This window comes from Labrenzia sp. 5N (genome assembly GCF_012395805.1).
Classification (GTDB): domain Bacteria; phylum Pseudomonadota; class Alphaproteobacteria; order Rhizobiales; family Stappiaceae; genus Roseibium; species Roseibium algicola.
In genome coordinates this window covers 348,743-362,293 of record NZ_JAAZTM010000004.1, presented here as the reverse complement: position 1 = coordinate 362,293, position 13,551 = coordinate 348,743, and the positions used below count along the sequence as shown (strand labels likewise).

Annotated in this window: 9 protein-coding genes; 3 read left to right on the top strand and 6 right to left on the bottom strand. The window is 61.0% G+C overall.

Annotation, left to right across the window (positions count from 1 at the left end):
- Nucleotides 1-4 precede the first annotated feature (4 nt).
- Both HEP89_RS04725 and HEP89_RS04720 read right to left on the bottom strand, forming a co-directional pair.
- Nucleotides 5-1,228, bottom strand: coding sequence for an ABC transporter substrate-binding protein (locus tag HEP89_RS04725; protein ID WP_168691446.1), 1,224 nt, complete (start codon nt 1,226-1,228; stop codon nt 5-7).
- 120 nt (nt 1,229-1,348) lie between these two features.
- Nucleotides 1,349-1,804, bottom strand: coding sequence for a winged helix-turn-helix transcriptional regulator (locus HEP89_RS04720; protein WP_022999714.1), 456 nt, complete (start codon nt 1,802-1,804; stop codon nt 1,349-1,351).
- Nucleotides 1,805-1,945: 141 nt separating this feature from the next.
- Here HEP89_RS04720 and putA point away from each other — a divergent pair, with 141 nt between their 5' ends.
- Nucleotides 1,946-5,086, top strand: coding sequence for a bifunctional proline dehydrogenase/L-glutamate gamma-semialdehyde dehydrogenase PutA (gene putA, locus HEP89_RS04715; RefSeq protein WP_168691445.1), 3,141 nt, complete (start codon nt 1,946-1,948; stop codon nt 5,084-5,086).
- A 315-nt stretch (nt 5,087-5,401) separates the two neighbouring features.
- Here the strand turns inward: putA and hrpB are convergent, their stop codons facing one another.
- The 4 genes from hrpB to HEP89_RS04695 form a co-directional block, all read right to left on the bottom strand.
- Nucleotides 5,402-7,873 (bottom strand): ATP-dependent helicase HrpB, encoded by a 2,472-nt coding sequence (gene hrpB / locus HEP89_RS04710; protein ID WP_168691444.1) that lies wholly within the window; start codon nt 7,871-7,873, stop codon nt 5,402-5,404.
- Nucleotides 7,874-7,885: 12 nt separating this feature from the next.
- Nucleotides 7,886-8,926 (bottom strand): ROK family protein, encoded by a 1,041-nt coding sequence (locus HEP89_RS04705; protein WP_168691443.1) that lies wholly within the window; start codon nt 8,924-8,926, stop codon nt 7,886-7,888.
- On the bottom strand, nt 8,923-9,354 hold the full coding sequence (locus HEP89_RS04700) for a methylglyoxal synthase (RefSeq protein ID WP_022999719.1): 432 nt from the start codon (nt 9,352-9,354) through the stop codon (nt 8,923-8,925). Before HEP89_RS04700 ends, HEP89_RS04705 begins: the two co-directional genes overlap by 4 nt.
- Before the next feature lie 295 nt (nt 9,355-9,649).
- Nucleotides 9,650-10,384, bottom strand: a complete 735-nt coding sequence (locus tag HEP89_RS04695; RefSeq protein ID WP_022999721.1) for a DUF1194 domain-containing protein — start codon at nt 10,382-10,384, stop codon at nt 9,650-9,652.
- Between the two features lie 1,047 nt (nt 10,385-11,431).
- On the opposite strand from HEP89_RS04695, the gene HEP89_RS04690 reads away from it, so the two are divergent.
- Both HEP89_RS04690 and HEP89_RS04685 read left to right on the top strand, forming a co-directional pair.
- Nucleotides 11,432-12,415, top strand: coding sequence for a sugar-binding transcriptional regulator (locus tag HEP89_RS04690; RefSeq protein WP_022999723.1), 984 nt, complete (start codon nt 11,432-11,434; stop codon nt 12,413-12,415).
- Between the two features lie 68 nt (nt 12,416-12,483).
- A complete protein-coding gene (locus tag HEP89_RS04685) occupies nt 12,484-13,485 on the top strand; it encodes a BMP family ABC transporter substrate-binding protein (protein WP_022999724.1) in 1,002 nt (333 codons plus the stop codon).
- Nucleotides 13,486-13,551 lie beyond the last annotated feature (66 nt).

The following is a 13,551-nucleotide window of genomic DNA, read 5'->3' as shown; positions in this document are numbered from 1 at the left end:
CGGCTCACTCGGCGCCGTAGCGGGTGGTCCAGGCCTCTTCTAGCGCACTGACCCAGCTCGGATGCGGTTCTGGCAGGACCGGGCCGAGCTGTTCGGGCGTCAAGGTCGCAGGCCCAAGGTCGAGTGTATCGAAGAGAACCTTTTCGGTTTCAGGCAGTCCGGCAACGTTCAGAACTGTCGGGTCGCCCCAGATACCGGGATCCTGCTTGCGGGCCTGTGCAGCGGGTGACAACAGGAAGTTGGCGAAGACCTTGGCGCCTGCCTGGCTGGAACTGTTGAACGGAATTGCAACGAAGTGGGTGTTGCCGATGGTGCCGCCATCCAGAACGAAGGTGCGCACGCTGGGCGGCAGTTCGCCGTTGGCAATTGCGCTCGAGGCATCGGACGGATTGAAGGAAAATGCAATATCCAGTTCTCCGTCGGCAAGCAGCTGGCGCGTATGCGCTGCGTCCTTCGGGAAAGCGCGGCCCTGGCGCCAGAGCGAGCCGTTCAATGCGTCCAGATAGGCAAACAACGGTGCGGTCATTTCTTCGAAGCGGGCTTCATCCACCGGTTTCGTCAGAGCGGCCTTGTCCGGAACCGTGCTGACGAGAACCTGTTTCAGAAAGGTCGTGCCATAGAAATTGGGCGGTTGCGGATAGGCAAATCGGCCCGGGTTCGCCTTGGCGTAGCTCAGCAGCGCATCGAGTGTCGCGGGTGGGGTGTCCAGGCGGGCACTGTCATACATGAACACGAGCTTGGCCATCCCCCACGGGCTTTCCTGGCCATCCGTAGGCACGGTGAAATCCTGGACGACAGTCGGCTTGTTTTCCACGTCGACGTAATCCCAGTTCGGCAACGTCTGCGCCCATCCAGGTGCTGCCAGCAGGCCCTGTTCCTTCATGGCCGCGAAATTTTCGCCGTTGATCCAGACCAGATCGACCGCGCCGCCAGAGACCTTGCCAACCGATTTTTCGGCAAGCACCTGTGAGACCACCGATGCCGTATCGCTCACCTTCACCTGAAGCACGCGAACGTCAAATTCATTTGCCACTTCCCGGGCAGCCCAGGCGATATAGGCGTTGATGCGCGGCTCGCCGCCCCAGGCGTGGAAATAAACGGTCTCGCCTCTGGCCTCATCCAGCACTGCCTGCCACGCCGGATCATTGGCCGCTTCCTGTGCAGAAGCAGCCACCGGTGCCATCAGTGATCCGAGAAGACCAAGCGTTGCGGCAAGCATGCGTTTCATCAGAATTTCCCCTGTTGCGGATCGTGTCCGGTCCTCGTTCCCTCGCGCAAGGCGCATGGCACGGTCAAGACAAGGCTTTGTGAACGATGAGTGTTCGTGCCCGTTTGATTTCAGCGCAAATCAGACCGGCAGGATATGGGTGTCCTTGATCTCTTCCATGACGGCGTAAGTATGTGTTTCACGCACGCCCGGCAGCGCCAAAACCACATCAGACAGGAAGGCCCGATAGGCTTCCATGTCCTTGACGCGGCTTTTCATGAGGTAGTCGAAGCCGCCTGCCACCATGTGACATTCCATGATGTCGGTCGAGCGTTCGACGGCAATCTTGAAGGCGTCGAAAATTTCCGGTGAGGTGCGGTCAAGCCGGATTTCGACGAAGACCAGCAAGCCCCGGTCCACCATCTTCGGATTGAGGCTGGCGGAGAAGTGCTCGATGTACCCTTCGCGCACCAGCCGCTTCATGCGTTCGGCGGTCGCGGTTGCCGAAAGATGCACCCGTTCGGCAAGGTCCGTATTGGTAATGCGGCCGTCCTGTTGGAGAACCTTCAGAATCCTCCGGTCTGTTGCATCAAGCATGGCGAATTTCCCTAGAAAAAAGAAATTTACAGAGAAATACACGGAGATTGGCTTCAAAAACAGCGAAAAGCGGACTTCGATTCAAGATATTTTGGAGGCATCTAGTGACCTGGCCCCGCGGGGCCCCTTTGGGAGGCTCTCATGACCGCAACTGTTGCAGCCATGAAGACAATCAATTCGACCGAACTCGAGCCGTTTCGCCCGGCGTACGCCCCCGATGACAAGACGCTTGTCGAAGCGCTTCTGAAGGAAGCCAACACCGACCCCGTGGTGGAGAAACTGATCGACCAGCGCGCCCGCGGTTATATTCAGGACATGCGCTCGGTCCAGGTTGGTCTCGGCGGCGTGGAAGACTTCATGCGCGAATTCGGTCTGACCACCCGTGAAGGCCTGGCCATGATGGTGCTGGCGGAAGCTCTGCTGCGCGTTCCGGACGCAAAGACCGCGGACAAGCTGATCGAAGACAAGCTGGCGGCAGCCCGCTTCGATGATCCCTCAGGCCCGAAATCCGACACCTGGCTTGTCTCCGCCTCTTCCTGGGCGCTGGGCGTCACCTCTCGTCTGCTGCATCCGGGCGACACGCCCCAGTCGATCCTGTCGAGCCTCGTCAAGCGCATGGGCATGCCGACCGTGCGCATGGCAACCCGCAAGGCAATGCGCCTGCTCGGTCATCAGTTCGTGCTTGGTGAAACCATCCAGAAGGCTCTGGAACGCGCCAGGACCCAGGAAGCGAAGGGCTATCGCTATTCCTATGACATGCTGGGCGAGGGAGCGCGCACCCAGAAGGATGCAGAGCGTTACTTCCAGTCCTATGCCAAGGCGATTGCCGCCATTGGCAAGGCTGCCGGTGACAAGCAACTGCCGGACCGTCCGGGTATTTCGGTAAAGCTTTCCGCGCTGCATCCGCGCTATCAGGCCGTCAACGGCGAGCGCGTGCGCGACGAACTCCTGCCGAAGCTGCGCGAACTGGCGCAGATGGCCAAGGACCACAACCTCAACTTCACCGTCGACGCTGAAGAAGCCGACCGGTTGGAGATCTCGCTGGATATCATCGCAGCCATGTTGACCGATCCGGTCACCGAGGGCTGGGATGGCTTTGGACTGGCGGTTCAGGCCTATCAGAAGCGCGGCATTCACGTGATCGACTGGCTGGTCAACGCAGCCCGCAAGACCAACCGCAAACTGATGGTGCGCCTCGTAAAGGGCGCCTATTGGGATGCGGAAATCAAGCACGCCCAGGAAGGCGGTGCGGAAGGCTATCCGGTGTTCTCGCGCAAGGCGGCGACGGATCTGTCCTATCTGTGCTGCGCCAAGCGGATGCTGGCGGCACGGGATGTGCTCTATCCGCAGTTCGCCACCCACAACGCACTGACAGTTGCCCAGATCATCGAACTCTCCGGTGGCAAGGCGGAAGGGTACGAGTTCCAGCGCCTGCACGGCATGGGCGAAAGCCTTTACAAATCCGTTGTCGAACGCGACGGCTTCCCGTGCCGGATCTATGCCCCGGTCGGTGGTCACAAGGACCTTTTGGCCTATCTCGTCCGCCGCCTTCTGGAAAACGGCGCCAACTCCTCCTTCGTCACCATCGTGGGCGATGCCTCCGTGCCGGTTGAAAAGATGCTCAAGCGGCCGAAAGAACTGCTGGATAGCGGCCACCATTCCATCAACCGGTCGATCCCGCTGCCGAAGGACCTTTACGGTGATAGCCGGCAAAATTCCGACGGCGTGGAATTCGGCTGTGCGGCGGAGCGCAACCTGCTGACGTCCGGCATGGCGAAAACCACAGCACCGTTCACCGAGGCCGCCCCGCTTGGAGCGGGGCTAAAACCGTCGGGCGACGCCAATCCGGTGTTTGCCCCGATGGACGGCTCGACCAAGGTCGGCACGGTGCGCTTCGCGGACAGCGAAACGGCCCGCCTTGCTGTCGAAAATGCCCAGAAGGGGTTCGAGAAATGGTCGCGCAGACCGGTTGAAGAGCGGGCGGCTGCCATCGACAAGGTTGGCGACCTGCTGGAGGCCAACCGGGACCGTCTGATGACGATCCTCTCCATGGAAGCCGGCAAGTGCCTGACCGATGGCATTGCCGAAATCCGCGAGGCAGTCGACTTCTGCCGATACTACGCGGCCGAAGCCAGAAACCTTTTCGGTGAAGGCAAGCTGATGCCCGGACCGACAGGCGAGGAAAACCGCTACCGCTATCGTGGCCGCGGCGTCTTCGTCTGCATTTCTCCCTGGAACTTCCCGCTGGCGATCTTCCTCGGTCAGATCAGCGCAGCTTTGATGGCGGGCAACGCCGTCGTCGCCAAGCCCGCGGAACAGACACCGCTGATCGCTTATGAAACAGCCAAGCTGATGTATCAGGCCGGTGTCCCGGAAGATGTCTTCTACCTGCTCCCGGGAGAAGGCGATGTCGGTGCGGCGCTGACGTCCCATCCGGCCGTTGCAGGGGTAGCCTTTACCGGGTCGACCGAAACCGCATGGCTGATCAACGGCACGCTGGCCGCAAAACGTGGCCCGATCGTTCCGCTCGTTGCCGAAACGGGCGGGATCAACGCGATGATCGTCGACGCGACGGCTCTGCCGGAACAGGTCTGCGATGACGTCATGATGTCCGCCTTCCGCTCCGCCGGTCAGCGCTGCTCGGCACTGCGTCTGCTTTATGTGCAGGAGGACGTCGCCGATCATCTGCTGGACATGCTGGAAGGCGCAGCGAAAGAACTCAGTTTGGGCGACCCGCGGCTGCCGTCGACAGACATCGGTCCGGTGATTGATGAGGAAGCACGCGACAACATTCTCTCCCATGTCGACGACATGAAGGAGAGCCAGAAACTGCGCTATGCCGGCAAGACGCCGCACGGCAAGCTGGCCAATGGCTCCTGGGTTGCTCCGCACATCATCGAACTGGACAAGGCCGAGGCCCTGACGCGGGAAGTCTTCGGCCCGGTCCTGCATGTGGTTCGATACAAGGCGGGCGACCTGGACAAGGTGCTGAACCAGATTGCCGGTACCGGCTACGGTCTGACACTCGGTGTTCACAGCCGTATTGATGCAACGGTGAAGAAGGTGGTTGACCGGCTCTCTGTCGGCAATGTCTATGTCAACCGCAACACCATCGGCGCGGTTGTCGGCACCCAGCCCTTCGGCGGCTCCGGCCTGTCCGGCACCGGCCCCAAGGCCGGCGGCCCGGCTTATCTGTACCGGTTTGCACTGGAACAGGTGGTCTCCATCAACACGGCCGCCGCTGGCGGTAACGCCAGCCTGGTGGCAGCCTCGGACGATTGAGGGCCAAGGCCTTCTCGGAGCTAAGCATAGTCCGATTTGCAACCTGGATTTCGCCCATATACGGACCGGTTCCCTTCCCCCTTGTGGGGAAGGGGTAGGGATGGGGGTGAACCGCAAAGCGGTAACTAGGGCCGGGGCTTCATACCCCCACCCCTAACCCCTCCCCACAAGGGGGAGGAGGACTCGGCTGCGGCAGGTCGTGGGACAGGGGACTTCTGAAGCGTCAGTCCCTCCTGTGTCTTCCCATAGTTCGACCACGGGATTCATGCCGTTTTCTCTCCTGAAGGGAAGGCCGTGTGAGGCTGAAATGCGGAGCTAGGTTCCCCGCGGCTTCGCCCTGCGCGTTGCCTCGGCTGCGGTCGGGTCGTCCGGCCAGGGGTGCCTGGGGTAGCGGCCTTTCATGTCGGCTTTCACATCCGCCCAGGAGCCTTGCCAGAAGCGGGGGAGGTCCTTTGTGATCTGAATCGGCTGTTGGGCAGGGGAAAGAAGTTCCAGGATTAGCGGCAATCTGCCGTCGCAGACGCTTGGGTGGTCCTTGAGGCCGAAGAGTTCCTGCACGCGGATGGACAGCGTCGGACCTGCAGCAGCGCCATAGTCGATCGGCACCTTGCTGCCTGTCGGCGCGGTGAAGTGCGAGGGGGCAAGGTTGTCCAGCCGTGCAGATGCATCATAGGGCAGGAGCGCCGCAAGCGCGTTGCCCAGCACGGCGGTATCGATTGCGGCGAGGCTCGTGCAGCTGGCGAGATAGGGCTGCAGCCAGGATTCCAGTGTCTCCGTCAATGTGCCGTCGGAAAGATCCGGCAGATCCTGCGCGCCGTTCTCCCGAGCATAGGCGACACGTTTCTTCAGCCGTTCCTGATCCTTGCTCCAGGGCAGGCGGGAGACGCCGCGCCGGCGGATTTCGGCAATCAGGGCGCGTTCAACGGCTTCCGGATCGGCGGACTGGATCTGGACGGACTTCAGTTCGACCGCCTTGTAGCGGGTGACCCGCCGCGCCTTCAGCGCACCATCGCCTGTCAACTGGACTTCATCCTGTTCGACAATCTCGGCAGCAAACAGATCCTCGATATCGGCCTTGGAGATCGGCGCGCAAAGCTGAATGCGCCCGCTTGCCGCCTTGCCCTGAATATCGGCGACGGTCAGGAAGGCTTCCCGGGAAAGGGCATGTTCCGCCTCCAGCTCGGCGCCACGACCATTCGCAAGGCGGAAGCGGCCGGTCTGCCCGCGTTGCTGGGCAACCCGGTCGGGGTAGGCAAGGGCGAGCAGAAGTCCGGCGCTTTCCGGGTCTATCTCCCTGCCTGTTCCGCCCGCCTGCTTCAGCCAGCGTTCGGCCAACTGGCGGCCGTCTTTCACACGCTGGCTCTTGTCGTGACGCAAGGATTGCAAACGTGCACGCAGGTCCGGATCCCGGCCGCCAAGGCCCGGTTCGGACAGCACGAGCGCGATCATCGCGGCGGTAAAGCCGAGATCGCGGGCAACACCTTCGATCACCATATGGGCCAGGCGTGGGTGCAGCGGAAGCTTCGCCAGTGCCTTGCCGTCATTGGTCAGACGTCCGTGGTCATCCAGAGCGTGCAGATCCTGAAGCAGAGCCTTTGCTTCGCGCCAGGCCGCAAGTGGGGGCTGGTCGGCAAAAGCGAGGGCTGCCGGATCGAGCGTCCCCCAGGCCGCCAGGTCCAGCACCAGGCCGGTGAGATCCGCTTCCAGGATTTCCGGAGCCTCTGCCTGTGGCAGGGCCACGGTCTGGGCTTCGTCCCAGAGCCTGTAGCAGACACCGGGCTCGGTACGTCCGGCGCGGCCTCGCCGTTGATCAGCGGAAGCGCGGGAGACGCGCACGGTTTCCAGCCGGGTCAGTCCGGTCTGCGGTTCATATTTCGGCACCCGTGCCAGACCGCTGTCGATAACGACACGCACACCTTCGATGGTCAGCGAGGTCTGGGCGATGGCACTGGCCAGCACGATCTTGCGGCTGCCGGCATCGGCCGGCCGGATGGCTGCGTCCTGGGCTTTGGTGTCCAGTCCGCCGTAAAGTGGTGCCACCTGGCAGCCGGCCGGGAGCTTTCCCTCCAGCATCTCAGCGGTGCGGCGGATTTCGCCCTGGCCTGGCAGAAACACCAGAATGGAACCTCTTTCTTCCACGAGGGCTTGCCGGATCGCCCTCACCATCTGCGGCTCCACGCGCTCGTTGGGTGTTCGCCCCAGGTAACGCGTTTCAACCGGGTAGCTGCGCCCCGTGCTTTCGATGACGGGCGCGTCGCCAAGCAGGCGTGAAATGCCGGCGGCATCGAGCGTTGCGGACATCGGCAGCAGACGCAGGTCGTCGCGCAGTGCAGCCTGCACATCCAGCGCCAGCGCCAGCCCGAGGTCGCCGTCAAGCGAGCGTTCGTGAAATTCGTCAAAGAGAATGGCGGCAACGCCCGTCAGTTCCGGATCGTCCAGGATCAGCCGGGTGAATACACCTTCCGTGATGACCTCTATTCGAGTGCGTGAACTGACTTTCGTTTCCATGCGCACACGGTAGCCCACGGTCTCGCCGGGCTTTTCGCCCAGTTCGGCTGCCATGTGGCGCGCAGCGGCACGGGCAGCAAGACGCCTCGGTTCCAGCACCAGGATCTTGCCGTCGCCGCGCCAGGTCGCGTTCAGAAGAGCCAGCGGCACGCGGGTCGTCTTGCCCGCGCCCGGTTCGGCAACAAGAACCGCGTTCAGCCCTGTATCAAGCGTTGCCAGAAGCTCCGGCAGGACACCGTCGATCGGCAGGGGTGCCGCGAAGGCTGGGGCAGAGGACATGACGGGCCCGGGTCAGCTCGCGCCCGATGCGGCGCCTGCAGTCCATTGCCGTCCTTGCATGTCGACGGCAAAGGCTTCCGGCGCGCGTGCGAAGGAGGCAAGGCCTTCCAGGGCCGGATCGGGATGCCGGACGATGAAGGTCGGTATCTTGGCCATCAGGGCCTCATGGGGCGCCTTGGCCTCAAAGGAGGCGCGGAAGCCGCCGTCCGTGAGGAAGCGTGTGATCCGCGAAGTGACACCGCCAGTCAGATAGACGCCGCCCCGTGCCAGAACCGCGAGGGCAAAATCACCGGCCACACGGCCAAGGGCCCTGGCAAAGACCTCCAGCGTCTTCACCGCTACCGGATCGTTTGCCTCTGCGGCCGTTGTGATGCTTGCCGCCGTTGTGAAGTCGCGGTCTGCGCCCATATAGGCGGCAACACCGCGGGCAAGGCGGGGAAGGCCGGTGCCGCTAAGGATCTGTTCGGCGCCAAGCCGTCCACCGACGAGTTCGATATGTGGCCAGATGGCAACGTCTTCCGGGGTTACCGGCCCGAGTTCCACATGGCCACCTTCACCCGGAACGGGAACCCAGGTCTGGGCGGCATAGATCATCGCGGCAGCGCCGAGGCCCGTGCCCGGACCGAGGACGAACTTGGCGCTCTCTTCGCGGATCGTGCCGGAGCCGACCTGTTCGATATCGCTGCCGCTATATCCTGGCAAGGCCAGGGCCTGCGCTTCGAAATCGTTGAGCACGATGACTTCGTCCAGACCGAGGTCAGCGATCATTTTCAGCGGCTCGATCACCCAGGCCGCGTTGGTGAGGGGGATCCTGTCACCGGTGACGGGACCGGCAACCGCGATGATTGCCGTGCGCGGTTTCGGATCGGTTTCCGGCAGCACCACTTCGCGGATCGCGGAAGAAATGTCGGGATGATCCGCGGTCGCCGTCTTGCCGCACATGCGGGTGGGCGCCTCAGCGTCGTCAACGAGAGCGAAACGGGCGTTGGTGCCGCCGATATCGGCAACCAGAACCGGATAGGCAAAGGATTTGGTGTTCTTGGAAAAACTCATGAGGACAGGGAGCCAACTTCAGGTGTCGCGGATGTAGTCTTGAGGCCCTGCAGGCGGGCGGAGCGCAGCAGGATATCCGCAGTCGACGGATTGAGCGCCATCGGCATGTCATAGACCACTGCAAGGCGCATCAGGGCTTTCACATCAACATCATGCGGCATGGGCGACAGCGGATCGACGAAGAAGAACAGGCCCTGGAGCTTGCCTTCGGCAATCATCGCGCCGATCTGCTGGTCGCCGCCCAGCGGGCCGCTTTTCAGCCTTGTGACCTTGAGATCCGGACAGGCTTCCAGAATGCGGCCGCCCGTGGTGCCTGTGCTGACAAGTTCGAAAACCGCGAGTTTGTCCTGGTGCCGTCTGGCGAACTCGACCATGGCGTCTTTTTTGGCGTCATGCGCGACAAGCGCAAGAGTGGGCGTGGCAGGCATCAGCGGTCCTCTGGGGTCTATGCAATCCAGATCGATTGAATAGCCGAAAGCTGGTCGAAACCAAAGTCCCGGGAGACCAGTTCGTACCCGGAGGGAACCGGACGAAAAGGCACCCTGGCAGGAAGCGACAGCGGCGGGGAAGTGTTTAGCCGTTCAAAGCGCTTTAGGCAAAGGAAGATGAACGGGCGGGCGCAGAACCTGTTCCCGGTGGGCAGATCATTGGCAGGGAGCAAAAGAAAATGCCGCGTCCCGGCCCGGAACGCGGCAGGCAATAAGGAGAATGGAGACGTGGCGATCAGTCGAACAGATTACAGCGGATCGGTTCGCGGCCGGCAACGCGCTGGAAGTAGGGATCGGGTTCCGGCAGATGCAGCCCGGCGATCTCCATCACCAGCTTCATCCGGATCGCGTCTGCAAAGCCTTCCTGACTGCGAACGGGGATGGCGAAGGAGCCCGGGCCGCCGATCACACAATCCTCGTAATAGTGGTCGAGGTTGAGCATCGCCTGCCAGGTGTTCTTGTTCGACTTCATCATCAGAGGCAAGCCGTTGATGGTCACGCCAGAGGCAACCATGCGATCACGCATGGCAGTTACGGAGCCACCCTGGTTGTTCGGGCCGTCACCGGAAATGTCGATTACGCGGCGCAAGCCTTCATACTGGTTGTTCTGAACCAGAAAGACGGACTTTTCGAGCGCCGAGGCGATGGAGGTGCGCTGGACCTGCCGAAGCGGGGCTTCGGCAATCTTGGAAGCGAAGTGTGCTGCCGAGCTTGCATCTTGGATCACCGTCCAGTCGGCGACGATGAAATGCTCATCAACCCCGCCCCATTCCATGTAGGTCACGGCAACGCGGCCGATCGGACCGACCTGAATGGCGTCAAGAAATTCCCTGGAGGTGAGAGCGGCAACATACCCGGCGCGCTGCACTTCCTGTTCTTCTGTATCCATGGATTGGGAGATGTCGACGGCCAGGACAAGTTCGACGTCCACTTCGTTGGCCGGATCATAGCTGTATTGTGAAGAAGCCATCAGAGCCGGACGGTAGTCTCGGGCTGCGGCTGGGGCGGCGAAAAGAAGTGCCGCACAAATAAGTGACAGTAAACTTGTAACCGTCAGTGCACAGTCTGTTTTGGTTATGTCGAGACGCATGGTTTTTCTCCTTACTTCAGCCTTGCGGCTGGGTGGCCACGTCTCCCCTGTTTATTTTGTCGTTGAATTCCTTATCTTTCCGTTTCTCGTGATTCCTAACAAGGCATTGGCTGAATTCCTTGGATGAGCTTGGAAATTTACTTAGCAAGCTACATGCCAAACGTAGCGTAATATTCCTTGGCTGGCAAAAGTAATGTGCACGGAGTGCATGTTCTATCCACAGGCGCGGGATATCTTCCGGATTTGCTAGGCAAATTTTTCATCCGTGGATCCGCGTCGAGCTTTACGTTTAGGTAAGGTGGTGATTTCTTGAGTTTTTTCAATCCGCCTTGTCGGTCACATTTTTGCGCGAAACTGTGAGAAACTCGGGCGAGAGAACCTGTTTGAGGCCCAAAACAGCCGACGTTTCAGCAACTTCTCAAGCGCCTGACATGCGCGTTCCGATTAGCTGTTTTTCGGCCGGAAAGACGAAGGTTTTCAAAGTGGGGGACAAATCCATCGGCAATTATTGCCGTGCAACTGGGCAAATTTTGCCGGGTTGTTTCTAAAAATCGGCAGCTTTGGGCAGAATTTGCCGCCGTTCAGAAGTGGTACTCGGCGCTGATTGCTGCCCAGAAATGCAGCAATCAGCCAGAAAATTGGCAGTTTTTTTAGTTGACGGCAAAGGCAAGGCTGGTCATGATCTGAAGAAATTCTCACTTGGTGAAGAATTTTTCGGCCGGCCTTCGCGGCCCCGGAAAATAAAAGCTCCGAAGAGAGCAGGGCATAGCCGGACCGTTGCGGTCAACCGCTTCGCATGGCTGGACAGGCGGGTGTTTCATCTTGCGGGATGCAATTCCATCAAGCCGGGCGTTTTGAGAGTGGTTGAGTATCCTGTCCGCCGGAAGGCGTGCGCAAGGGCTCTGGAGGGGAAGGTTTCGACGCGGAATGCAGACACGCGACGACGACTGGACATCATATATGGCCATCCGGGCGGCCTGGCTGTCCTTTGTTGGCGGCCGTACGCAGGGCGAAATCGCCTCGCAGCTCGGCGTTTCGCCTGCCAAGGTGCATCGCCTGATCGCTCACGCGCAGAAAGCCGGTTTCGTCAAATTCCAGGTCGATGGTCGCCCGATGGAATGCCTCCAGCTTGAAAAGGAGCTGACGGAGCATTTCGGCCTGACGAACTGCATCATTGCTCCCGATCTTGGTGGCGGCGACGACGACAGCGCCCTCAGGGCCGTCGCCGTGTCCGCGGCACAGTTCCTGTCTGGAATGCTTGGTGGGTCCAACGTCACGCGTCTGGGCGTTGGCATGGGCCGCACGCTGACCGCGGCTGTCGAAGCGTTGCCGAAAGTCGCGAGAACCGATCTCGAAATCATGTCGATCTGCGGATCCCTGACGCGCACGCTTGCTGCCAACCCCTATGACATCGTCCAGAAGATGCAGGAGCGCACAGGCGGCATCGGCTATTATCTGCCGGTTCCCTATTTTGCCGAAAACCAGGACGAAAAGGCGATGTTCCTGACCCAGCGCAGCGTGCAGGACCTGATGGATCGCGCGCGCCAGTCGGATGCCTTTCTCATCGGCATCGGTTCGGTCGAGAACGAGGGCCATCTTGTCCAGCGCGGCATGATTTCCAAAAAAGAACAGGAAGATTTGCTGTCGGGCGGCGCCGTCTGTGATTTGATGGGGCGCTTTCTGACGATCGAGGGAAAATTGGCCCCGGATCCGCTCGGCGATTGTGCCGTGGGTCTGCATTTCGACGAAGTGCGCGGGCGCCGCGTGATTGCGCTGGTAGGTGGGGAGAGCAAGGTGGATGCCACGCTCGCGGCCCTGCGTACCGGTGTCATTACCGACCTTGTGGCAGACGAGACCCTTGCGAGGGCTCTGACGGCACGGGCCGGATTGCAGCTGGCACAGTCCGCATGATGCGGCTGGGTCACGAGGGGAAACGGGCCGGCCAAAAGGCAGGCCCCCGCATGTCGGAGGACATATAAGTGAAAAAGCTTCTTACCATCGGCACCGCGCTTGCCGGCCTGGCCTTTACTGCCGTGGGCGCATTGGCAGCCGATATCAAGCCGGCAGTGCTTTACGATCTGGGCGGCCGTTTCGACAAGTCGTTCAACGAAGGCGCATACAACGGTGCTGAAAAGTTCAAGGAAGACACCGGCGTCGAATACCGCGATTTTGAAATCCAGAACGACAGCCAGCGCGAGCAGGCTCTGCGCAACTTTGCCAAGCGCGGCATGAACCCGATCGTTGCCATCGGCTTCTCCCAGGCCAACGCCGTGGAAAAGGTTGCCAAGGAATTCCCGGATACGCAGTTCGCGATCGTTGACATGGTCGTCGACCTGCCGAACGTGCGCTCCATCCTGTTCAAGGAGCAGGAAGGCTCCTACATCGTCGGCATGCTGGCTGCGATGGCGTCCGAAACCGGCAAGGTCGGCTTTGTCGGCGGCATGGACATTCCGCTTATCCGCAAGTTCTCCTGTGGTTACAAGCAGGGCGTGATGGCTGCAAACCCGAAGGCGGAAGTCTTCGAGAACATGACCGGCACCACCGGCGCGGCCTGGAACGATCCGGTCAAGGGTGGCGAACTCGCCAAGTCCCAGTTCGACCGTGGCGCTGACGTTGTCTATCACGCTGCCGGCGGCACCGGCATCGGTGTTCTGCAGGCCGCTGCTGACGCCGGCAAGCTCGGCATCGGCGTCGACAGCAACCAGAACAACCTGCATCCGGGTTCCGTCCTGACCTCCATGCTGAAGCGCGTCGACATTGCCGTCTACCAGGCGTTCGAAGATGCGGCCAACGACAGCTGGTCTTCCGGCTTCGAAGTCCTCGGCCTCAAGGAAGGTGGCGTCGACTGGGCGCTGGACGACAACAACGCCGAACTCGTCAACGACGAGATGAAAGCAAAGGTCGAAGAAGCGACCCAGAAGATCATCTCCGGCGAGATCGAAGTTCACGACTACATGGCCGATCAGTCCTGCCCGATGTAAGGCAGTCGTTTTGGACCTCCGCGCGATACCGTGCGGAGGTCTACCTGTATTTCTAGCGTGCCCAAC

Excerpts from the sequence above, each read along its gene's own strand:
- HEP89_RS04725 (WP_168691446.1), bottom strand. The coding sequence starts at position 1,228 with ATGAAACGCATGCTTGCCGCAACGCTTGGTCTTCTCGGATCACTGATG.
- HEP89_RS04720 (WP_022999714.1), bottom strand. The coding sequence starts at position 1,804 with ATGCTTGATGCAACAGACCGGAGGATTCTGAAGGTTCTCCAACAGGAC.
- putA (WP_168691445.1), top strand. The coding sequence starts at position 1,946 with ATGACCGCAACTGTTGCAGCCATGAAGACAATCAATTCGACCGAACTC.
- hrpB (WP_168691444.1), bottom strand. The coding sequence starts at position 7,873 with ATGTCCTCTGCCCCAGCCTTCGCGGCACCCCTGCCGATCGACGGTGTC.
- HEP89_RS04705 (WP_168691443.1), bottom strand. The coding sequence starts at position 8,926 with ATGAGTTTTTCCAAGAACACCAAATCCTTTGCCTATCCGGTTCTGGTT.
- HEP89_RS04700 (WP_022999719.1), bottom strand. The coding sequence starts at position 9,354 with ATGCCTGCCACGCCCACTCTTGCGCTTGTCGCGCATGACGCCAAAAAA.
- HEP89_RS04695 (WP_022999721.1), bottom strand. The coding sequence starts at position 10,384 with ATGGCTTCTTCACAATACAGCTATGATCCGGCCAACGAAGTGGACGTC.
- HEP89_RS04690 (WP_022999723.1), top strand. The coding sequence starts at position 11,432 with ATGCAGACACGCGACGACGACTGGACATCATATATGGCCATCCGGGCG.